The following is a 25,065-nucleotide window of genomic DNA, read 5'->3' as shown; positions in this document are numbered from 1 at the left end:
CATATATATATTGAAATGCATAAATACTTATTTAATAAATATTTAAAATGATTAAAATAATTTAAATATAATTTATGATAAATTGTTAAAATAAATAAATTTAATAAAGGAATACATAAAATTTATGGTTAAACTAATCCAGAAAAAAAAAGAAAAATCTATCGAATTATATAAATTTGCTGAAAATGCTTATTTAAATTATTCAATTTATGTTATTTCAGATAGAGCATTACCACATATTGGTGATGGTTTAAAACCTGTTCAAAGAAGAATTATATATGCTATGTCTGAATTAGGATTAAAATCCTCTTCTAAATTTAAAAAATCGGCTAGAACTATAGGAGATGTAATTGGAAAATATCACCCACATGGAGACGTAGCATGTTATGAAGCTATGGTATTAATGGCACAATCTTTTTCTTATAGATATCCTTTAATAGAAGGACAAGGAAATTGGGGTTCTCCTGATGATCCTAAATCTTTTGCTGCAATGAGATATACAGAATCTCGTTTATCTGAATATTCTGATTTATTATTAAATGAAATTGAAAAAGGAACTGTTGAATATATTTCTAATTTTGATGGTTCATTATTAGAACCTAAAATACTTCCTGCTTGTTTACCTAATATTATTTTAAATGGTGCAATAGGAATTGCTGTAGGAATGGTTACAGACATCCCACCACATAATATTAAAGAAGTAGCAACAGCAATTATTAAATTAATTGATTATCCTGAAAGTACATTAGAAGATATACTAAATATTATTCAAGGTCCAGATTTTCCAACAGAAAGTATAATTATTACTCCTAAAAAAGAATTACGTAAAATATATGAAAATGGAAAAGGATCTATTAGACTAAGATCTTTATGGAGTATAAAAAATAATTCCATAATAATAACATCATTACCATATCAAGTTTCAGTTATACGTATAATAGAACAAATAACCACACAAATAAAAAATAAAAAATTACCAATGATTGAGGATATAAGGGATGAATCTGATTATGAAAATCCAATAAGAATTGTTATATTTATTAAAAATAATTTTAATTATTTAAAATTAGAAAAAATTATACATCATTTATTTTTTACAACTGATTTAGAAAAAAGTTATCGTATTAACTTAAATATGATTGGATTAAATAATAAACCTTCTGTAAAAAGTTTATTAGAAATTTTATCAGAATGGCTTGTATTTAGAAGAAATATAGTTAAAAAACGTTTAAATTTTTATTTAAATAAATTAATAAAAAAATTACATATTTTAAAAGGTTTATTAATAGCTCATAATAATTTAGAAGAATTAATACAAATTATTCGTTTAAATTTAAATCCTAATTCTATAATTCAAAATAAATTTAAAATGTCCGAATTACAAACTGAAACTTTATTAAATTTAAAATTACGTGCTATTACATTAATGGAAAAGAAAAAAATAATTGATGAACAATCTAAATTAGAAAAAGAATACAAATATATTAGTAATATATTATATTCAAAAAATAAAATGAATTCTTTATTAAAAAAAGAAATATTATTAACTATAAATAAATATGCAAATAATCGTCGTTCATTATTTAAAAAATGTAGTGAAGCTAAATTATTAAATGAAAATGAATTATCAATATCTAATGAACCTATTACTGTTATTTTATCTAAAATGGGTTGGATTCGATCTGCTAAAGGACATACTATTGATCCTATCAATTTAAATTATAAATCTGGAGATTCATTTGCTATTTCTGTTAAAGGTAAAAAAAATCAGACAATTGTATTAATTGATTCAAAAGGACGTAGTTATAGTATAGATACTATTTCTTTACCACCTTTACGTAGTCAAGGTGAACCATTATCAAGTAAACTAAAAATACCACATGGTTCTACTATAAAAAGTATCTTAATGGAAGAAAATAATAAAGAAATTTTATTATCTTCTAGTTCTGGTTATGGTTTTTTATGTAATTTTAGTGATTTAATAGCATGTAACCGAAATGGTAAATCTTTAATGATACTTTCTGAAAAAGCAGAAGTTTTACCTCCTTTAATTATTAATGATAAAAAAAATATGATATTAGTTATATCTTCTATAGGAAGATTTTTATTATTTCCTATTAATATTTTACCAAAACTTTCTAAAGGTAAAGGTAATAAATTAATATTAATCGATAATAAAAATTTTATTCAAAATAAAGATAAATTAAAATGGATATTTGTTATTGATAATAAATCAGTAATTTTTGTTGAATTAAATAATCACAAACTTAAATTAAAATATAAAGAATTAAAAAAATTTTATATGAATAAAAATCATAAGGGTTTTTTTTTAAATAAAAAAGAAAAAATAAAAAATATTTTTTTAGATAAAAAAAAAGAACATCAAATTTTATTAAAATAAAAAATTTTGATTAAATAATTTTTATTATATTTATTTAAATTTTAAATATAAAATATTAATTAGAAAAATATTATTAATTGTTAAAATAATTAATCAATATACGTAATAAAATATTTTATTTATAAAAAATAATTTTCATATTCTTTAATAAAAAAATTATTTTATCTTAAGAAAAAATTTCTTATATAAAAATTTAAGTTATTAATAATTAATTTAATTAATAAATTTTTAATTAAATATTCATATATAAAATTTAAATAATTATTAAATATCAATAATAATTAAAATTATTTATTCATATTTATTGCATTTATTATTATTTAAGGATAAATAATTATTAATAATAAATATTATTTTAAAAATATTTTTTAATATTTAAAATATTTAGTATTATTAAAGGTAGGTTAGATAAAATGCGAGTATTAAAATTTGGTGGAACATCATTATCAAATGCAAAAAAATTTTTAATGGTAGTAAATATTATTTCTAATTATTCAAAAAAAGAAAAATTAGCTATAGTATTATCTGCATCTTCAACTATTACAAATTATTTGATATTAATAATAAAAAAAGCTATAAAAAATGAAAATTTTCAAATAGATTTTATAAAAATAAAAAACTTTTTTTTAAATTTAATTCAAGATCTTTCTTCTAAAGAAGAAAATTTAAATATTAGTAATATTAAAAATAAAATAAATATTATTTTTTTATTATTAGAAAATTTATTAAATGGTATTAGTTTATTAAATTTTTGTCCTGATATGATTTATGCTAAAATATTAGCACAAGGAGAAAAATTTTCTGTTATTTTCATGCAAGAATTATTAGTTTCTAAAAAATATAATGTTTATATTCTAGATCCAAAAAAATATTTATTCGCTACAGGAGATTATTTAGAATCTAAAATTAATATAAATATTTCTTCTCAAAAAATAAAAAATATTAATTTATTAAATATTGACATTATTTTAATGGCCGGTTTTACTGCTTCTAATAAAAATAATGAATTAGTTTTATTAGGTCGTAATGGTTCAGATTACTCAGCATCTGCTTTAGCAGCTTGTTTAAATGTAAAACATTGTGAAATTTGGACTGATGTAGATGGTATCTATACAGCAGATCCTAATCTTATAACAAAAGCTAAATTATTACCATTTATATCCTATAATGAAGCAACAATATTATCTTACTTAGGAGCAAAAGTAATTCATTATAATATGATTTCTCCTATATCTAAATATAAAATACAATGTATAATAAAAAATACAATGAATCCACAATCTCCAGGAACACTTATAAGTGAAAATAATAATTCTCCATTGATAAAAAGTATTACTAAACAAAAAAACGTAGTAATGTTTTATGTTTCTAGTAATAAAATTAAAACAATACAATATATAATACCAAAAATGTTGGATATTATCTTTAAATCAAAAATAATAATTTTATTAATGATTCATTCATCTTCTAAACATGGTTTATATTTTTATGTTTTTAAAAAACAAGCAAATTATTTTAAAATATTACTAGAAAATAATTTTGGTTTAGAATTTAAAAATAAATTAATTAATCCTTTATATATTCTAGAAAAATTATCTATTATTTCTTTAGTAGGTGATAAAATAAATAATTATATTAATATAATAACAAAATTTTTACATGTATTTAAAATTACAAAAATTAATATTTTAGCTATTTCACAAAATTTTTTACAAAATTCTATTTCTATAGTGATAAAAAATAATTATGTAGATGACATTATGAAAATAGCGCATCAATTATTATTTTATAAAGAAAAGGTAATTGAAGTATTTGTTATAGGTATTGGAGGGATTGGAAGTACATTATTAGAACAAATAAATAATCAACAAAAATTATTAAAAAATAAATCTATTAATATTAAAATTTGTGGGATTTTTAATTCTAAATCTTCTTTAATAAATATTAATGGTATTAATTTAAATAATTGGTTTTCACAAATTAAAAATAATTATAATAATTATACAATAGAAAATTTTATTTCTAATATTAAACAATATAAATTTATTAATCCTGTTATTATAGATTGTACTTCTTCACAAAAAATAGCTTATCAATATATTAATTTTTTTAATAATGGTTTTCATGTAATAGCTACTAATAAGAAAGCTAATACATCATCTTTAAAATATTATAAAGATTTACGTATAACAGCAAAAAAAAATAATTGTAAATTTTTTTATGAAACTAATGTAGGTGCTGGTTTACCTGTAATTTTTAATTTGCAAAATTTAATAAATACAGGTGATAAATTAATTAATTTTACAGGAATATTATCTGGATCTCTTTCATTTATTTTTGGTAAATTAGAAGAAGGAATATCTTTATCTAAAGCTACATATATGGCAAAAAAAATGGGTTTTACAGAACCTGATCCACGAATTGATTTATCAGGTATAGATGTTGCTAGGAAACTTCTTATTTTAGCTAGAGAAATTGGTTATGATTTAGAATTAAATGATATTCAAATAGAATCAATTATTCCTAATAAATTTAATAATTTAAATTCAGTTAAAGAATTTATGTCTTTATTGCCAGAATTAGATTCACATTTTGATAAAAAAATACAAAATGCTAAAAAAGAAAATAAAGTTCTTCGTTTTATAGGAAGTATAAATAAATATGGTATTTGTAAAGTACAAATTTTACAAATAGATAAAAAAAATCCTTTGTTTGAAATTAAAAATGGTGAAAATGCTTTAGCTTTTTATAGTAAGTATTATCAACCAATACCTTTAGTATTAAGAGGTTATGGAGCTGGAAATAAAGTTACTGCTTCAGGAGTATTTGCTGATTTATTACGTACTATTATTTAATAAAAATAGGAATTTGAAGTAATGATAAAAATCTATGCTCCTGCTTCTATTGGAAATATAAATGTTGGATTTGATTCATTAGGTATAGCATTATCTAGATTAGATGGAGGCATTTTAGGTGATTATGTATCTATTACATCATCTAAAAAATTTATATTAATAAATAAAGGATATTTTTTAAACGATTTACCCAAAAATTTTTATAAAAATATTATTTTTCATTGTTGGTCAAAATTTTGTGATAAAATAGGTAAAACAGTACCATTAAAAATTATTTTAGAAAAAAATGTACCTGTAGCTTCAGGTTTAGGTTCAAGTTCTTGTTCTATAGTAGCTTTTTTAAAAGCTATGAATTTATTTCTTAATAATCCTTTAAATGATAATGAATTACTAGTTTTAATGGGAGAGTTAGAACAATCATTATCCGGAAATATACATTATGATAATGTTGCACCTTGTTACTTAGGTGGGATTAAATTAATATTAATAACAGATAATTTAATTATTCAAGATATACCAGTATTTGATAATTGGTTTTGGGTTATTACATATCCTGGAATAAAACTTTCAACTTATAATTCTAGAAAAATACTTCCTAATTGTTATAAAAAAAATATTTGTATAAAACAAAGTCAATATTTAGCAGGATTTATACATGCAAGTCATACTAAGCAAGAATTACTTGCAGCAAAACTAATGAAAGATTTTATTGCTGAACCATATAGAAAATCTCTATTACCTCATTTTGAAAAAATTCGTAAAATTTCTAAAAAATTAGGAGCTTTAAGTTATGGTATTGCAGGATCAGGACCAACTCTATTTACTATATTTAATAATTTAAATATTGCAAAAAGTATGGTTAAGTGGTTAAAAATAAATTATTTAAAAAATCAAAAAGGTTTTGTGTATATTTGTGTAGTTAATAAAAAAGGCACACAAATAATGGAGAAAAAATGAAATTTTATAACATAAATAATCATAAAGAAATAATAAGTTTTAAACAAGCATTAAAAATAGGATTAGGAAAAAATCAAGGATTATTTTTTCCTAGTTTTATACCTAAAATTCATTTAAAAAATATTAATGAAATATTAGATATGGATTTTATCAATCGTAGTAGTTATTTACTATCTTTATTTATCAAAGATGAAATTTCTTCAAAAGATTTAATAAAAATTGTAAATAAAGCATTTAATTTTCCTTTAAAATTAGTTAACATTAAGGATAACATTTTTTGTTTAGAATTATTTCACGGACCAACTTTATCTTTTAAAGATTTTGGTGTTCGTTTTATGTCACAAATATTAAATTATTTTACTAAACAAAAAAAAATCATTATTTTAACAGCTACATCTGGTGATACCGGAGCTGCTGTTGCTCATGCTTTTTATAATATCAATAATATTGAAGTTATAATTTTATATCCTAAAAATAAAATTTCTATTTTACAAGAAAAATTATTTTGTACTTTAGGTAAAAATATTAAAACAATTGCTGTTCAAGGTAATTTTGATGATTGTCAAAAATTAGTTAAGCAATCTTTTGAAGATACTTATTTAAGAAATAAAGTTATTCTTAACTCTGCAAATTCGATTAATATCAGCAGATTAATAGCTCAAATATGTTATTATTTTGAAGCTTTTGCTCAAATTTCAAAAAAAAATAGAAATAACGTTATTATTTCTATACCTTGCGGTAATTTTGGTAATTTAACTGCTGGATTGATATCCAAATCAATGGGTTTACCTGTAAAAAAATTTATAGCAGCTACTAATTCTAATGATACAGTTTTAAGATATCTTAAAAGTGGTATTTGGAAACCTAAAAAAACTATTACGACATTATCTAATGCTATGGATGTAAGTAATCCTAATAATTGGCCACGTATATTAGAATTATTTCAAATAAATAATTGGGATTTAAATAAATTGTCATCTCAATCAATATCAGATTGTATTACTGAACAATCTATAATAAAACTATATCATCAATATGAATATATTACAGAACCACATTCTGCAATAGCATATTATGCTTTATATTCAAAAATAAAACATGAAAAAGAATTTGGAATTTTTTTAGGCACTGCACATCCAGCAAAATTTCAAAATTATATAAATAAAATTTTAAAAATAACAATACAATTACCAATTGTATTAACTAATTATATGAAAAAAGAAAATTTATCTTATAATTTTCCAAATAATTTTACTTATTTTAAAAATTTTTTAATAAAAAATTATATTTAATAAATTGATTATTTTTACATTTTTAATAAAAAATTATATTTAATAAATTGATTATTTTTACATTTTTAATAAAAAATTATATTTAATAAATTGATTATTTTTACATTTTTAATAAAAAATTATATTTAATAAATTGATTATTTTTACATTTTTAATAAAAAATTATATTTAATAAATTGATTATTTTTACATTTTTAATAAAAAATTATATTTATTTAGTAATTATTTATTATATAAATAATTAATTTATTTACATATTGTGTTTATATAATATATTATCAATGGATTAACTTTAATATATAAATTATAAATTATGATTATTACGAATCATTATATTAATAACTTATCTTTTTGTATATTTCAAATATTTGCTGTTATAATCAGCTGTACTGTTATGTTAGTATCACATTTTTTAGGAGGTCGTTCTTATGGTATAGATAAAAACATACCTTTTGAATCTGGTGCTTGTTCTTTTGGTAATTCTCAAATAAAAATTTTTATTAAATTTTATTTAATAGCTATGTTTTTTGTGATTTTTGATATTGAAGCATTATATTTATATATATGGTCTCTTTCTATTAAAGAAATTAAATTAGAAGGATTTATAGAAGGATTATTATTTATAATAACAATTTTAATTAGTTTATTTTATTTATTTAAAATAAATGCTTTAAATTGGAAATCTAAAAAAACATTTTTAATTTTTTATTAAAAATAAAATAGATATCATCTATATGAAATATATTCTTACTAAAACAAATATTAATAATAAAAAAACATATCCATTAGAAGAACGAAAAAATATTAATGATGATCCAATTGAAAATCAAATTAATCAAAATATATTTTTAGGAAATTTAAAAAAAATTACTCATAAAATTATCAATTGGGGTAGAAAAAATTCTTTATGGCCATATAATTTTGGTCTTTCTTGTTGTTATGTTGAGATGACTACATCATTTACATCTATTAATGATATATCTCGATTTGGATCAGAAGTTTTAAGATCATCTCCTAGACAAGCTGATTTTATGGTTATAGCTGGCACATGTTTTCTTAAAATGGCACCTATTATACAAAGATTATATGATCAAATGTTAGAACCTAAATGGGTAATTTCTATGGGAGCATGTGCTAACTCTGGAGGAATGTATGATATATATTCCGTAGTTCAAGGAGTAGATAAATTTTTACCGGTTGATGTTTATATTCCAGGTTGTCCGCCTAGACCGGAAGCATATATTCAAGCTTTATTATTATTACAAAAATCCATTGATAAAGAAAGACGTCCATTATCTTGGATAATGGGTGATCAAGGAATATATAAACCTAAAATATCATCAAAAATAAAATTTGAAAAAAATGTAAAATTACGTTCTCCTGAAGAAATTTAATTAATTTATTTATTATTTATTAAATTAGTAATTTTGTTATTATTTAAATAATAAATGGAATATTTATGAATAATTTGAACAATAATTCAGAAAAAAAAATATCAATAAATAATATTTATTCTGAATCTTTAATTAATAATTTAAATGATTCAATACTTAAAAAATTAAATGATTATTTTGGAACAAAAAATTTTTTAATACAAAATAATAAAAATATAAATATGCCATTAGTAATTTGGATAAAAAAAAAAAAATTAATATATTTTATAAAATTTTTATCTAAAATTCATAATCCATATAATATGTTATATGATATTCATGGTGTAGATGAAAGACTACATCACAATAAATTTAATTTAATATTAAAAATGGATTTTTCTTTATTTTATCATTTAATTTCAATTAATAGAAATATTGATATAATAATTAAAGTTCCATTAATAAAAAATGATTTATCTATTGATAGCATAACAAAATATTTTGTTAATGCTAATTGGTATGAAAGAGAAATATGGGAAATGTTTGGAATTAATTTTATTAATCATCCTCATTTATCTCATATCCTTTTACCATATAATTGGAATAGTGGTTATCCTTTACGTAAAGATTTTCCTTCAAGAGCGACTGAAAATGAATTTTATTCTTTATCTAAAAATAAATATAAAATAGATATTGAAAATACAAAATTTCATCCAGAAGAATGGGGAATAAAAGTTAATAATAAAAACTATGATTATATGTTTTTAAATTTAGGACCAAACCATCCTTCTGTACATGGAGCTTTTAGAATAATTTTACAATTAAATGGTGAAGAAATCATAGATTGTATACCTGATATAGGATATCATCATAGAGGTGCAGAAAAAATAGCTGAAAGACAAACTTGGCATACTTATATTCCATATACAGATCGTATTGAATATTTAGGCGGTTGTATAAATGAAATGCCTTATATTCTTGCAATAGAAAAATTAGCAAACATTATTGTTTCAGATAGAATTAAAGTTATTAGAATTATGTTATCGGAATTATTTCGAATTAATAGTCATTTATTATATTTATCTACTTTTATTCAAGATGTTGGTGCTATGACTCCTGTATTTCTTGCATTTACTGATCGACAAAAAATATATGATATAATTGAAGCTATTACAGGTGCTAGAATGCATCCTGCATGGTTTAGAATAGGTGGATTAGCAAATGATTTACCAAAAGGATGGAATATATTATTAAAAAAAATATTAAAATGGTTACCTATCAGATTACAAATTTATAAAAAAACAGCTTTAGAAAATAGTATTTTAATATCTCGATCCAAAAATGTAGCATCATATTCACAAAAAGAAGCTATACAATGGGGTATTACAGGAGCTGGGTTAAGAGCTACTGGTTTAAATTTTGATGTACGTAAATGGAGACCTTATTCTGGTTATGAAAATTTTGATTTTGAAATTCCAATAGGTAATAATATAAGTGATTGTTATTCTAGAGTTATGTTAAAATTGGAAGAAATATGGCAAAGTTTAAATATTTTAAAACAATGTTTAAATAATATGCCTTCCGGACCGTTTAAAGTAGATCATCCTTTAACAACACCCCCACCAAAAGAAAAAACACTAAAAAATATTGAAACACTTATTACTCATTTTTTACAGGTTTCTTGGGGACCCATAATGCCTCCTAATGAATCATTTCAAATGATAGAAGCAACAAAAGGTATTAATAGCTATTATTTAATTAGTGATGGTAATACCACTAGTTATCGTACAAGAATAAGAACACCAAGTTTTGCTCATTTACAACAAATACCTTCAGTTATTAGAGGTAGTTTAATATCTGATTTAATTACATATCTAGGTAGTATTGATTTTGTTATGTCTGATGTTGATCGTTAATATAAACTATGAATAAAATAATTAATGAAAAAAAATATATATTAAATAAAACAGATTTAAAAATAATCAATAAAATAAAATCTCATTACGAATATAATCATGCAGCTTCTATTGAAGTCTTAATATATTTACAAAAAAAATATGGTTGGATATCTGATGATATTATTTATATTGTTGCTAATTTATTAAATATTTCACCAGCTGAAATTGATAGTATTGCAACATTTTATAGTCAAATTTTTAGATGTCCAGTAGGAAAATATGTTATTAAATATTGTGATAGTGTTGTATGTTATATAACAGGATATGAAAAAATTTTAAAAATAATAAAAGATAAATTGCAAATTATTCCTGGTGAAACAACTAATAATGGTTTATTTACTTTGTTACCTATATGTTGTTTAGGTTTATGTGATAAAAGTCCTAGTATTATGATTAATAATCAAATTTATACTTCAGTGTCAAAAAATGATATCAATCAAATTTTGGATAAATATATTAATGAAAAAATTAAATCTTAATGAAGAAAACTATCCATTAACATGGCGTATGAGACATGATAATAAACCAGTTTTTTTAAAAGAATATATTCAAAAAAATGGTTATATTGGTTTAAATAAAACATTAAAGAATATGATTCCAGAAGAAGTTATTAATTTAATTAAAAATTCAAAGTTAAAAGGCAGAGGAGGTGCAGGTTTTTCTACTGGGTTAAAATGGAGTTTAATGCCACAAAAAAGAGAAAAGACTGAAATTCGATATTTATTATGTAATGCAGATGAAATGGAACCTGGAACTTACAAAGATCGTTTTTTAATAGAACATATTCCACATCAATTAATAGAAGGTATAATTATTAGTGCTTTTGCGATACAAGCTAATCAAGGTTATATTTTTTTAAGAGGAGAATATATAACATGTGCTAAAATTTTAACTACAGCAATTCAAGAAGCTTATACATTAGGGTTTTTAGGAAAAAATATCTTAAATACAGAATTTAATTTTGAATTATATATGCATATAGGAGCTGGAAGATATATTTGTGGTGAAGAAACAGCATTAATTAATTCACTAGAAGGTAAAAGAGCGAATCCTAGATTTAAACCTCCTTTTCCTTCTTCTATTGGATTATGGGGTAAACCTACATGTATTAATAATGTTGAAACTCTATTTAATATATCTAGTATATTAATAAATGGTTCAAACTGGTATAAAAATATTTCTAAAAGTAAATATGATAATGGGACCAAAATGTTAGGTTTTTCTGGAAATGTTAAAAATCCTGGAGTATGGGAATTACCATTTGGTACTAGTGCTCGTGAAGTCTTAGAAAAATATGCTAGAGGCATGAAAAATGGATTAAAATTAAAAGCTTGGCAAACTGGAGGTGCAGGAACAGGATTTTTAACTGAAAAATATTTAGATACACCTATGGATTTTATTAGTTTACAAAAAGTAGGCAGTAGATTAGGTACTGGATTATCTATGGCTATTGACAATAATATTAATATGATATCTTTAGTAAAAAATTTAGAAATATTTTTTGCAAGAGAATCTTGTGGTTTTTGTACGCCATGTCGTGAAGGATTACCATGGATTGTAAAAATATTAGATAAATTAGAAAAGAAAAAAGGTCATATTAAAGATATAAAATTATTAAAAGAAATTAGTACTCAATTAATAGAAGGAAAATCTTTTTGTGCTCTTCCTATTGGAGCTATAGAACCATTAAGTAGTGCATTAAAATATTTTTTAAATGAGTTTGAACTAGGAATATCGCAGTAAATATAAAATTATATAAATCTTTATATTATAAATTTATATATAAAAATATTAAATAAATAATAAAATTTTTATTATAATAACTTACTGGAATATATTTATTATGACTACAATTATTAATATAGATGGGCAATTTTATAAAGTTAATAATAAAGATAACATATTAAAAATATGTTTGTCTTTAGGTTTTGATTTACCATATTTCTGTTGGCATCCTATTCTTGGTAGTGTAGGATCATGTCGTTTATGTGCTATAAAAAAATATGATAATTGTAAGAAATTAACAGGACATGTTATAATGTCCTGTATGTCTTCACCTACTGAAAATTTATATATTTCTATAAATGATATAGAAATAAAAAATTTTCGTAAAAATATAATTGAATTATTAATGATTAATCATCCTCATGATTGTCCTATTTGTGATGCTGGTGGTAGTTGTCATTTACAAGATATGACAGTAATGGCTGGTCATGTTCATCGTAGATATAATTTTACTAAAAAACAATATAAAAATCAAAATTTAGGTCCTTTTATATCACATACAATGAACCGTTGTATTAAGTGTTATCGTTGTGTAAGATTTTATAAAGACTATGCAGATGGAAAAGATTTTAATGTTTTTGGTGCTAATAATAATCTTTATTTTGGAAGAATAACTGATGGAATATTAGAAAATGAATGTTCAGGTAATTTAGTAGAAATATGTCCTACAGGAGTATTTACAGATAAAACTTATTCTGAACATTTTTCTCGTAAATGGGATATGCAGTATGCCCCTAGTATTTGTCAAAACTGTTCTTTAGGTTGTAATATTACAGTTGGAGAACGTTATGGATATTTATCTAGTATAGAAAATAGATTTCATGAAGAAATAAATCATTACTTTATCTGTGATCGTGGACGTTTTGGTTCTGGTTATGTAAATTCTAATAATAGACCATTAAAAATTACTCAAAAAATTAATAATCAAAATACTTTTTTAGAACATTCAGAAGCAATAGAAAAAATTATTAATTTAATAAAAAAATCAAAAAAAATTATTGGAATTGGCTCACCTAGAGCAAGCATAGAAAGTAATTTTGCTTTAAAAGATTTAGTTGGAGAAGAAAATTTTTCTATTGGAATTTTAAATCAAGAAAAATTACAGATTGATTTAATTATAAAAATTTTACAAAGTAAAAATATATATTGTCCTACTCTTACTGAAATAGAAAATTATGATGCAATTTTAATTTTAGGTGAAGATATTAGTATAACTAGTCCTAGATTAGCTTTATCAATAAGACAGGCTATTAAAAAAAATTTGTCTAATGTATTTAATAATAATATTCCATATTGGAATAATAATGCTATTTTAAACTTAAATAATAAATTTAAAAATCCATTATTTATAACAAATATAGATAATACATCTTTAGATGATATTTCTAGTTGGAATTATTACGCTCCAATTGAAAATCAAGTTAATTTTGGTTTTATCTTATCTAATTATATTCAAAACACATCATCTGAAATTTTTATTACTGATAATAATTTATTACAACAAATAAAAAAAATAGCACAAATATTATTAAAAGCAAAAAAACCTTTAATTATTTCAGGTACTAATTCTGGTTCATTAGAATTAATTTCTGCAGCATATAATATAGTTAAATCTTTAAATATTTATGAAAAACATGCAGGATTATTTTTTGTGTTAAATACAGTAAATAGTATGGGTATTGGAATAATTAATGGTAAATCTTTAGAAGAAATTTTTAATACAAATTTATCTAAAATAGATACATTAATTGTTATGGAAAATGATTTATATTTTCAAGAAGAAAAAAATAAATTAAATAATATATTTAAAAATATATCTAATATTATTGTTATAGATCATCAATATACAGATACAATGAAAAAAGCAAATATAATTTTACCATCAGCTAGTTTTTTTGAAAGTAGTGGTACTGTTATTAATAATGAATCTAGAGCACAAAGATTTTTTCAAGCTTATAATCCTATATTTTATAATAAAAAAATTCAAGTTAAAGCTAGTTGGAAATGGTTATCCGAATTAAAATCTAAAATTAATAACAAAAAATCAAATAACATTAATTTAGACAAAATAATAAAAAATTGTGAAGTTAAAATACCTATACTTAATGGAATTAGTCAAGCAGCTCCAAAAGCTAATTATAAGATTTTTAATAGAAAATTTGCAAGATCTCCTATTCGTTATAGTGGAAGATCGTCAATGTTATCTAATATTAATATACATGAGCAAAAACAATTAGAAGATAAAGATACTATTTTTAATTTTTCTATGGAAGGTAACTATGATTCTAATATTAAATGTTCTCATTTACCATTTTTATGGCATTCAGGATGGAATTCTTTACAATCTTTAAATAAATTTCAAAAAGAAATAGGAATTTCATCTAAATATGGTCCTACAGGAATAAAAATTTTAAATAAATATAATAAAAAACCATTAGATATGTTTAAATATGATTTTAAAAAATCCTTACATTTTAAAAAATTTACTATTGTTCCTTATTATAGTTTATTTTATAGTGATAGTTTAATACAAAAATCAAAATTAATAAAAAAATATTTTTATCATCAATATATAATTATAAATAATTTAGATGCAATAAATTTAGGAATTCAAGAAAATTTTTATAATTGTATAATAGAAATATTTTGTTTAAATAATAAAATTCATTTACCATTACGTATTTCAAAAAATTTACATCAAGGATTAATTGGATTACCTTTAGGTATACCAGGAATACCTTTAGTATTTTTAGGAAAAACTATTGAAAAATTAAAGGTAATAAAATGAATTTATACTTATTTTTAAATATAAATAATTTATTAATAATTGTGAAATCTTTATTCATATTAATAATTTTAATAATTAGTGGTGCTTATTTAAGTTTTATAGAACGTCGTATATTAGCATTATTTCAAAATCGTTATGGTCCGAATAGAGTGGGATGGTTTGGATCTTTACAATTATTAGCAGATATGATAAAAATTATTTTTAAAGAAGATATAATACCAACTTTTACAAATAAATTTTTTTTTAATATTGCTCCTATTATTGCTTTTAATTCATTATTATCTATATTTGCAATAATACCTATTACTTCGACACTAATAATATCTGATTTAACTATTGGTATTCTATTTTTTCTAATGATGTCTAGTATTTCAGTTTATTCTATTTTATTTGCAGGATGGTCAAGTAATAATAAATATGCTTTATTAGGTTCAATTAGAGGAATTGCACAAATTTTAAGTTATGAAGTTTTTTTAGGTTTGTCATTAATGGGTGTTATATGTCAAACAGGATCGTTTAATTTAAATGATATTGTATATAAACAATATCATTGCTGGAATATTATTCCTCAATTTTTTGGATTTATTACATTTTTTATCGCTGCTATAGCATTATGTCATAGACATCCTTTTGACCAGCCAGAAACAGAACAAGAACTTTCTGATGGATATCATATTGAATACTCAGGAATTAAATTTGGTTTATTTTTTGTAGGAGAATATATTAATATTATAATTATTTCTTCTTTAATCACAACAATATTTTTTGGTGGTTGGTATGGACCAATTTTACCACCTATTATATGGTTTTTTTTAAAAACAATGTTTTTTATAGTATTATTTTTTTTAATAAGAGCATCTTTACCACGTCCTCGATATGATCAGGTTATGTCTTTTGGATGGTTAATATGTTTACCATTAACATTGATAAATCTAATTTTTACTGCATTAATTATGGTAATATAAGTTATTTTACTTTAAAACAAACATAAAAATGAAATTTAAAAAATTAATTATAGGATTATTTAGTCAAATACGTAGTATATTTTTAGTCTGGACAAATATGTTTAAAAAAAGAGAAACTATAATGTATCCAGAAGAAAAAGTATATTTACCTCCAAGATATCGTGGAAGAATAATATTATCATTAGATAATGATAATAATGAACGTTGTGTTGCATGTAATTTATGTGCAGTAGTATGTCCAGTAGGATGTATTTCTTTAAAAAAAGCAACAAAAAAAAACGGTAGATCATATCCTATATTTTTTCGTATTAATTTATCTCGTTGTATATTTTGTGGTTTTTGTGAAGAAGCTTGTCCTACTAATGCTATACAATTAATACCAGATTTCGAATTATGTGAATTTAAGAGACAAGATATGGTATATGAAAAAGAAAATTTATTAATTAATAATACAGGAAAATATCCTGATTATAATTTTTATAATTTTTCTGGAATTACAATAAAAAAAAATTGTTCAAAATATAAAAAAAATAATATTGAAGTAGATGTAAAAAGTTTGTTACCATAAAATAAATAAAAGGTTTTATCTATGGAATTGATTTTTTATATATTAGGAATATTAGCAATAATTTCTACATTATGTACAGTAATAAGTATACATCCTATGTATACATTATTATATTTTTTAATATCATTAATCTCTATATCTGGTATATTTTTTACTTTAGGTGATTATTTTGCAGGAGCTTTAGAAATTATTATTTATGCAGGAGCAATAGTTGTATTATTTGTATTTATATTAATGTTATTAAATTATAAAAAAATAGCTTTTCAAGAAAAAAAAATATTATTAGAAAAACCACTAATATTAATTAGTTCTATTTTATTAATAATAATTTTATTATCTTTTTTAATTTTTCTTATTAAAAAACCATGTAATAATAAATATATATTGAATAATATTATTGATATTAATAATATCGGAAAAAATATGTTTAAAGAATATAAAATAATTGTTGAATTAATATCAATATTGCTATTAGCAGGACTAATCGTCATTTTTCATATAGGAAATAAAAAAAATTAGATATTTAATCTTTTTTGAGATATTAATAAATTAAAAATTAAAAAGAAAAAAAATATGATTCCTTTATATTATGGATTATTAATAACTATTATTATATTTGTAATTGGATTAATAGGTGTAATTATTAGACAAAATATGTTGTATATTTTAATATGTGTAGAAATAATGTTAAATGCTGCAGCATTATCTTGTATAATTTCAGGAAACTGTTGGAAACAAACAGAAGGAGAAATTATGTATATAATCTCTATTACTATTGCAGCTATCGAAAGCTGTATAGGTTTAGTTTTATTATTAAAATTATATCATTATCAAAATACTGTTAATATTGATTCAATTAGTGAGATGAATGGATGAAATTTCTTTATTTTACTATTTTAATACCTTTAATAAGTTTTTTTATATTATCTTTATTTACTAATTTGAATAAAAAAATATCTACTATTATTGGTGTTGGTTCTATAGGTATTATTGCGATAATTACATGTGTAATTAATTTACTTTTTTTAAAAAATAATTTATTAGTATATAAAGAGTCTTTATGGCAAATTATAAGAATCAATAATTTTCATGTTGATCTAAATTTATATTTAGATATACTTTCATTAATAATGCTATCAGTTACTACCGGTGTAGGTTTACTTATACATATATTTGCATCATGGTATATGAAAAATGATGAAGGTTATTCAAGATTTTTTGCATATACTAATTTATTTATGGCTAGTATGATTCTTTTAATATTAGCTGATAATTTTATACTCATGTTTTTTGGATGGGAATGTGTAGGAGTTTGTTCTTATTTATTAATAGGTTTTTTTTATAAAAATACTTTAAATGGTTTTTCTGCTATAAAAGCATTTTTAATTACTCGCTTAGGTGATGTTTTTTTATCAATAGGGATTTTTTTAATATTTAAATTATTTAAAACAGTAAATTTTCAAGAAATATCTTTTTTAATTACTTCATCTAATTTTTACTATTCATCATTTTTATTAAATATTGCTACTTTAATGTTAACAATAGGAGCAATTAGTAAATCTGCACAATTTCCATTTAATACTTGGTTAATAGATGCAATGGCTGGTCCTACTCCAGTTTCTGCACTAATTCATGCTGCTACTATGGTAACAGCAGGTGTTTATCTTATTATACGAAATAATATTTTATTTTCATTAACAAATAACATTTTATTATTTGTAAGTATTATTGGAACAATAACATTATTAATATCAGGATTATCGGCTTTAGCACAAAAAGATATAAAACGTATTTTAGCATATTCTACTATGAGTCAAATTGGTTATATGTTTTTAGCATTGGGTATACATTCATGGGAAGCTTCTTTATTTCATTTAATAGCACATTCTTTTTTTAAAGCATTATTATTTTTATCTGTTGCTTCTATTATTATTTCTACTAATCATGAACAAAATATATTTAAAATGGGAAATATGAAAAAATATATTCCTTTTATATATTATTGTTTTTTATTAGGAGGATTATCTTTATGTTCTTTTCCAATTATTAGTATTAGTGGTTTTAGTAAAGGACAAATTTTATATGAAGCTTTAATTAACCATCATTTTATTTTAGTCATATTAGGTTTTGTTGGTGCTTTTATTACATCACTATATACTACTCGTATGGTTTATATTGTTTTTTATGGTCACACAAATATAATACCTATTAAAAATAATACTTTTAATCATAATATTCCATTAATTATATTAATTATATTGTCTAGTTTTATAGGTACAAATTTATTACCAGTAAGTATATATTCATATTTTAATCATGCAATAATAAAACATACAAATAAATATTTTATTTTAGAAATAATATCAGCAGTAATATCTATTACTGGTTTTATATCTTTTATATTATTTTGGAAAAATCGTAATTATTTATTAAAATTAACTAAAAAAAATAATATTAATTTTTGTATTATAAAAAATTTTTTTTTAAATGGTTGTTATTTAGATTTAATATATAAAAAATTATTTGTAAATAATTTTTTTAAAATATTATTTTTAATAAAAAATGATCCTATTACTCAAATTGTTAATATATTTATTAAATTTTCTCAAAAAACAGAACAATATTTATTAGTTAGTGAAAACGGATACATACGTTGGTATATATCATTTATGTGTTTAGGTATAATAATATTATTATTAATCATAATATTAAGTAATAAATATTATTTATTATGAAATAAAAATTTTAAATTAATGTTTTTTATTAAATTTTATTAAATTTTATTAAGATATTTAGGAAGTATTATGTTATTACCTTGGTTGATATTAATTCCTTTTATTGGTGGTTTAATTTGTTGGCAAAGTGAACGATTAAATTATAAATTACCTCGTTGGATTTCTTTATTTTCTATTAGTATAGTTTTTTTATTTTCTATTATTGAATTATTTATTCATTCATATTTTTTAAATAATAAATTATCTTTATCTCATCCTGTATGGATATCAGAATTTATATTACCTTGGATTCCAAGATTTGGCATAAATTTCCATTTAGCTACAGATGGTCTTTCTATAATAATGATTAATTTAACTGGATTATTAGGTATAATGGCTGTTTTATGTTCTTGGAATGAAACAAAAAAACTACATGGTTTTTTTCATTTAAACTTATTATGGATTTTAAGTGGTGTTATAGGTGTATTTCTTGCTATTGATATGTTTTTATTTTTTTTATGTTGGGAAATTATGCTAATTCCCATGTATTTTTTAATATCATTATGGGGTCATAATAATATAAAAGGTCAAAACCGTATAGTAGCTGCTACTAAATTTTTCATTTATACACAAGCTGGCGGTTTATTAATGTTAATTGGTATTTTAACATTAGTTTTTTTACATCAAGAAATAACAGGATTATGGACTTTTGAATATAATCATTTATTACATACTCCAAAATCATTTAGTTTAGAATTTTTATTAATGTTATGTTTTTTTATTGCTTTTGCTGTTAAAATACCAGTAATTCCTTTACATGGATGGTTACCTGATGCTCATAGTCAAGCTCCTACTGCAGGTTCTGTAGATTTAGCAGGTATTTTATTAAAAACAGCAGCATATGGTTTATTAAGATTTTCTTTACCATTATTTCCTTTAGCTTCTTTAAAATTTGCACCTATTGCTATAATATTAGGTATTATAGGCATATTTTATGGATCTTGGTTAGCATTTATTCAAAATGATATAAAAAGAATAATAGCTTATACTTCCATATCTCATATGGGATTTGTACTTATTGGTATTTATAGTAATAATAAAATTGCTTACCAAGGAGTTATCATACAAATGATATCACATGGAATATCTGCTGCTGCACAATTTATAATTTGTGGACAAATATATGAACGTTTAAAAACAAGAAATATAAATTTAATGGGTGGTTTTTGGAGTAATATAAATTGGTTACCAGGATTTTTCTTATTTTTTGCATTAGCAAGTTTAGGAATACCAGGTACTGGAAATTTTATAGGAGAATTTTTAATTCTTATAGGAAATTTTCAATATTATCCAATATATGCAAGTATTGCTACTTTTGGTTTAATATTTGCAAGTATTTATTCATTAAATATGATGCAAAAAATTTTTTATGGACCAATAAAAAAATCATTTATTTTTAAAAAAATGGTTTATAGAGAAATATTTATTATTACTTCTTTATTAATTTTATTATTAATGTTAGGTTTTTATCCTCAGCCTATATTAAATATTTCTTATAATGTAATTAATAATATTTATAATAAAATTATATTAAATTAATATATTTATCATATAAATGATCTACAAAAGGAAAAATAAAATATATTTTATGAACAATTTAATAATACTATTACCTTTAATTATTATTATAATAACAATAATATTTATACTTATAAGTATTTCTATTAAACGTAATAATTTTATTCATTCAATAATAACAATTAGTGGTTTATTTTGTACTTTAATATCTATACTTTATAATATGTATTATAATATCAATGTAATTAATAATACATTATTTATAGTAGATAATTATTCTTATTTTTATACTATAATATTATTAATAATTAGTATTATTACTTGTATAATAGCATATCCTTGGTTATCAAACTTTGATTATCATAAAGATGAATTTTATCTTTTAATTCTTATTTCTACTATTGGTGGAATGGTTTTAACTATTACAAATAATTTTATTTCTATGTTAATAGGAATAGAATTAATATCTATACCTGTATTTGGATTAATTGGATATAACTTAAAATTAAAAAATTCACTAGAAGCCAGTATTAAATATACTATACTTTCCAGTATAGCATCTTCTTTTTTTATATTGGGTATGTCATTAATTTTTATTGATTATGGTAATTTAAACTTTACATATATAAGCAAACATCATTTATTTCATCCAATGATAAATAATATAAGTATTCTTGGTTTAGTATTTATTTTGGTGAGTATTGGATTTAAATTATCATTAGTACCTTTCCATTTATGGACTCCAGATATTTATCAAGGTGCTCCTACTATAGTAACAATGTTTTTATCTACATTTAGTAAAATTGCTATTTTTACATCTCTTGTAAGATTATTAATTCATTTTACTAATATAATTTCAAATAAACTATTATTATTTAATTTATTAATTTTAATATCAATAACTTCTATTATATTTGGAAATTTTTTAGCTCTTACACAAAAAAATATTAAACGTTTATTAGGATATTCTTCTATAGCCCATTTAGGATATATGTTAATAATTTTATTATATAATATAATATTTCCAAATAATATATCATTATCTTTAGAAACAATGGGAATATACAGTATTAGTTATATATTAAATAATATAGGTATATTTACTGTTATTAGTATAATTTCTAATTTGAATAAACAACAACAATATAGAAAACATTTTGATCATCTTTTTTTTTATAGAGGATTATTTTGGTATGATCCTGTTTTATCATTTATTATGACTGTTATGTTTCTATCTCTAGCTGGAATACCAATAACTCTAGGTTTTATTTCTAAATTTTATTTAATATCTTTAGTTGTTAAAATGAAGTTATGGTATCTTGCATTCATAGTTATACTTAGTAGTATAGTTGGTTTATATTATTATTTACGTGTTATTATTAATTTATATTTACGTCCATATAATAAATTATATACATTAAGTTTTCTAAATAATTTACATACAAAAAAAACATTTATTAGTAAATATTTAATATTTTTATTGACAATAATAACAATTTTATTAGGAGTATATCCTGAATTTATAATACAAATTGTAAATAAATCTATATTTGTAATATAAATATAATTTATTAAATTTTTTTTAAATTATCATTTTTTTATAATTTTATATAATATTTTAATTGTAAATATAAAAACTAAAATATATAATACATATATTATAATTTTATTAATATCACCAATCCAAGAAGTAATAATATCTCCAAATATAAAACCTAAACTTACAAAAATTACAGACCATATTATAGCACCAATTATATTAAATATTAAAAATTTAAATGTTGTTATATTTGTTATACCAATAATTATTGGACCAATTAATCTAAAACCATACATAAATCTAACCACAATAATAAATATATATGGATAATTTGTAATTAAATTTTGATATTTATGTATTTTAAAATCATTTTTTTTTAAAAAAAATAATAATTTATTACTATATTTCTTTCCAATATAAAATAAAAATTGATCTCCTATAATAGCACCTAATGTAGAAATTATTATAACCCAATGATAAACTAATAATCCTTTATGTATAGCAATACCTCCAATAATAATAAATGTTTCTCCTTCTATAAGAGATCCTATAAGTATTATTAGATAACCATATTGATTAATGATTTTAGTAATGTCTATATCAAACATTTTAAAATTATATAATAATCATTATAAATAAACAATTATAAAATCATCTATAAATATTTTAATAATTTATATAAGGTGAGAAGGGGATTCGAACCCCTGATATGTTTTCATATACAGGCTTTCCAGGCATGCGCCTTCAACCACTCGGCCATCTCACCAATTATAATATAATGATATATTAATTTAAATATTTTATAAATAAAATATTTATTGTTTTAATAATAAAACTATAATAATATTATTTATTATGTTAATGAATAATAAAATTATAAAAGATCAATTTAATTTTTTATTTTATGATTATGAAACTTTTGGTTTAAATCCATCTATAGATAAAATAGCACAATTTGCATGTATACGCACTAATATAAATTTAGATTTTATAGAAGATCCTATCGTATTATATTGTAAATTACCAATGGATTATATGCCTGATCCTACATCTGTTATTATTAATAATATAAGTCCACAAATTGTTAATTCTAAAGGAATACTTGAATGTGATTTAGCAAAAAAAATTAATGAAATATTTTCTAAATATCATACTTGTATTGTAGGATATAATAATATTGTATTTGATGATGAATTTAGCCGTAATTTATTTTATCGAAATTTTTATGATCCATATAATTGTTATTGGAATAATAATAATAGTAGATGGGATATATTAAGTTTAGTACGAGCATGTTATATTTTAAGACCAAAAGGTATTAATTGGCCCAAAATAAATAATATCCCAGTTTTTAATCTTGAAAAAATTGCAAGCATTAATAATATTAGACTATATTATAGATCACATGATGCTTTATCTGATGTTTATAGAACAATAGAAATTGCTAAATTAATTAAAAAAAAACAATTGCTTCTTTATAATTATTTGTTTAAAAATAGAACAAAAAAAGAAATATTAAAAATTATTAATTTATCTAAATTAAAACCTTTAATTTATATTAGTAATATGTACAAAAATTTAAATAATAATATAGGATGTATTGTTCCATTATTTTGGTCTTTTAAAAATAAAAATATATTAATTGCTTTTGATTTAATTAATAATGTTAATGAACTTATGAATTTAGATTTAAAAAATAATATTTCGAGTATTAATTTTTTAGTCTATATAAAATTTATAAATATAAATAATTCACCTTTATTATTACCAATAAACATACTTAAATTAAATGATATTAAACGTTTAAATTTTAATTTAACCTATTATCAAGCAAATTTTCTAATCTTTAAAAGAAATTTTTTAAAAATTAAAAATATTATTTTTTCTCATTTAATTGAATTTTATAGTAAAAATGTTTTTTTTGATATTAAAAATGTCGATACACAATTATATAAAAATTTTTTTGGATATTCAGATTTACAAAAATTTAAAAAAATCCATCACACACCAATTAAAAAATTAAGTAAATTTATTTTTAATGATTCTAGAGCTAATGAATTATTATTTAGATATAGAGCTAGAAATTTTTTTGAAACTTTAAATAATTTAGAAAAAAATAAATGGAATTTATATAAAAAAAATATTTTTAATAAAGATTATATTTTTAATTATATTAATAAAACAAAAATTTTATTAGATAAATATCAAAATGATGAAAAAAAAACTATCATTTTAAATAATTTAATAAATTACTTTAAACAAATTATTAACAAAAATAATAAATGTTAAAT

Annotated in this window: 19 protein-coding genes and 1 tRNA gene; 18 read left to right on the top strand and 2 right to left on the bottom strand. The window is 20.7% G+C overall.

Annotated features, from left to right (window positions below):
* The first annotated feature begins 124 nt into the window (after window positions 1-124).
* From parC to GJT80_RS01975, 17 genes are all read left to right on the top strand, one after another.
* Window positions 125-2,401, top strand: coding sequence for a DNA topoisomerase IV subunit A (gene parC, locus GJT80_RS02055; RefSeq protein ID WP_168867717.1), 2,277 nt, complete (start codon window positions 125-127; stop codon window positions 2,399-2,401).
* Window positions 2,402-2,814: 413 nt separating this feature from the next.
* Window positions 2,815-5,256 carry a bifunctional aspartate kinase/homoserine dehydrogenase I gene (thrA, locus tag GJT80_RS02050; protein ID WP_168867716.1) on the top strand — a complete coding sequence of 814 codons (2,442 nt, stop codon included), beginning with the start codon at window positions 2,815-2,817 and terminating at the stop codon, window positions 5,254-5,256.
* Between the two features lie 21 nt (window positions 5,257-5,277).
* Entirely contained in the window at window positions 5,278-6,213 is a 936-nt protein-coding gene (thrB, locus tag GJT80_RS02045) for a homoserine kinase (protein ID WP_168867715.1), read from the top strand.
* Window positions 6,210-7,505, top strand: a complete 1,296-nt coding sequence (gene thrC / locus GJT80_RS02040) for a threonine synthase (protein ID WP_168867714.1) — start codon at window positions 6,210-6,212, stop codon at window positions 7,503-7,505. Before thrB ends, thrC begins: the two co-directional genes overlap by 4 nt.
* A 313-nt stretch (window positions 7,506-7,818) precedes the next feature.
* Window positions 7,819-8,217: an NADH-quinone oxidoreductase subunit A gene (gene ndhC, locus GJT80_RS02035; RefSeq protein WP_168867713.1), complete on the top strand. Its 399-nt coding sequence runs from the start codon at window positions 7,819-7,821 to the stop codon at window positions 8,215-8,217.
* Between the two features lie 22 nt (window positions 8,218-8,239).
* Window positions 8,240-8,899, top strand: a complete 660-nt coding sequence (locus GJT80_RS02030; protein ID WP_168867712.1) for a NuoB/complex I 20 kDa subunit family protein — start codon at window positions 8,240-8,242, stop codon at window positions 8,897-8,899.
* Window positions 8,900-8,964: 65 nt separating this feature from the next.
* Entirely contained in the window at window positions 8,965-10,794 is a 1,830-nt protein-coding gene (gene nuoC, locus GJT80_RS02025; RefSeq protein ID WP_168867711.1) for an NADH-quinone oxidoreductase subunit C/D, read from the top strand.
* An 8-nt stretch (window positions 10,795-10,802) separates the two neighbouring features.
* Window positions 10,803-11,315, top strand: a complete 513-nt coding sequence (nuoE, locus tag GJT80_RS02020) for an NADH-quinone oxidoreductase subunit NuoE (RefSeq protein WP_168867710.1) — start codon at window positions 10,803-10,805, stop codon at window positions 11,313-11,315.
* Window positions 11,296-12,579 carry an NADH-quinone oxidoreductase subunit NuoF gene (gene nuoF, locus GJT80_RS02015; RefSeq protein WP_168867709.1) on the top strand — a complete coding sequence of 428 codons (1,284 nt, stop codon included), beginning with the start codon at window positions 11,296-11,298 and terminating at the stop codon, window positions 12,577-12,579. Before nuoE ends, nuoF begins: the two co-directional genes overlap by 20 nt.
* Window positions 12,580-12,679: 100 nt before the next feature.
* Window positions 12,680-15,409, top strand: coding sequence for an NADH-quinone oxidoreductase subunit NuoG (gene nuoG, locus GJT80_RS02010; protein ID WP_168867708.1), 2,730 nt, complete (start codon window positions 12,680-12,682; stop codon window positions 15,407-15,409).
* Window positions 15,406-16,374 (top strand): NADH-quinone oxidoreductase subunit NuoH, encoded by a 969-nt coding sequence (gene nuoH / locus GJT80_RS02005; RefSeq protein ID WP_168867707.1) that lies wholly within the window; start codon window positions 15,406-15,408, stop codon window positions 16,372-16,374. The genes nuoG and nuoH overlap by 4 nt, the downstream gene beginning before the upstream one ends.
* A 28-nt stretch (window positions 16,375-16,402) precedes the next feature.
* A complete protein-coding gene (gene nuoI / locus GJT80_RS02000; protein ID WP_168867706.1) occupies window positions 16,403-16,942 on the top strand; it encodes an NADH-quinone oxidoreductase subunit NuoI in 540 nt (179 codons plus the stop codon).
* Between the two features lie 21 nt (window positions 16,943-16,963).
* Window positions 16,964-17,461 carry an NADH-quinone oxidoreductase subunit J gene (locus GJT80_RS01995; RefSeq protein WP_168867705.1) on the top strand — a complete coding sequence of 166 codons (498 nt, stop codon included), beginning with the start codon at window positions 16,964-16,966 and terminating at the stop codon, window positions 17,459-17,461.
* Window positions 17,462-17,515: 54 nt separating this feature from the next.
* Window positions 17,516-17,818: an NADH-quinone oxidoreductase subunit NuoK gene (nuoK, locus tag GJT80_RS01990; RefSeq protein WP_168867704.1), complete on the top strand. Its 303-nt coding sequence runs from the start codon at window positions 17,516-17,518 to the stop codon at window positions 17,816-17,818.
* The gene (gene nuoL, locus GJT80_RS01985; RefSeq protein ID WP_168867703.1) at window positions 17,815-19,677 is read left to right on the top strand and encodes an NADH-quinone oxidoreductase subunit L; all 1,863 of its coding nucleotides are present in this window, start codon (window positions 17,815-17,817) and stop codon (window positions 19,675-19,677) included. The genes nuoK and nuoL overlap by 4 nt, the downstream gene beginning before the upstream one ends.
* Window positions 19,678-19,746: 69 nt before the next feature.
* The gene (nuoM, locus tag GJT80_RS01980; RefSeq protein ID WP_168867702.1) at window positions 19,747-21,255 is read left to right on the top strand and encodes an NADH-quinone oxidoreductase subunit M; all 1,509 of its coding nucleotides are present in this window, start codon (window positions 19,747-19,749) and stop codon (window positions 21,253-21,255) included.
* 49 nt (window positions 21,256-21,304) lie between these two features.
* Entirely contained in the window at window positions 21,305-22,795 is a 1,491-nt protein-coding gene (locus tag GJT80_RS01975; protein WP_168867701.1) for an NADH-quinone oxidoreductase subunit N, read from the top strand.
* A 29-nt stretch (window positions 22,796-22,824) separates the two neighbouring features.
* Here GJT80_RS01975 and GJT80_RS01970 read toward each other — a convergent pair whose 3' ends face one another.
* A complete protein-coding gene (locus GJT80_RS01970) occupies window positions 22,825-23,382 on the bottom strand; it encodes a DedA family protein (protein ID WP_168867700.1) in 558 nt (185 codons plus the stop codon).
* Between the two features lie 73 nt (window positions 23,383-23,455).
* Window positions 23,456-23,540, bottom strand: a tRNA-Ser gene (locus tag GJT80_RS01965).
* Window positions 23,541-23,635: 95 nt separating this feature from the next.
* Here GJT80_RS01965 and sbcB point away from each other — a divergent pair.
* Window positions 23,636-25,063: an exodeoxyribonuclease I gene (gene sbcB, locus GJT80_RS01960; RefSeq protein ID WP_168867699.1), complete on the top strand. Its 1,428-nt coding sequence runs from the start codon at window positions 23,636-23,638 to the stop codon at window positions 25,061-25,063.
* Window positions 25,064-25,065 lie beyond the last annotated feature (2 nt).

The organism is Enterobacteriaceae endosymbiont of Plateumaris braccata (assembly GCF_012563325.1).
GTDB lineage: Bacteria > Pseudomonadota > Gammaproteobacteria > Enterobacterales > Enterobacteriaceae.
The sequence above is the reverse complement of the archived record's forward strand: the minus strand, read 5'-3'. Positions and strand labels throughout refer to the sequence as shown.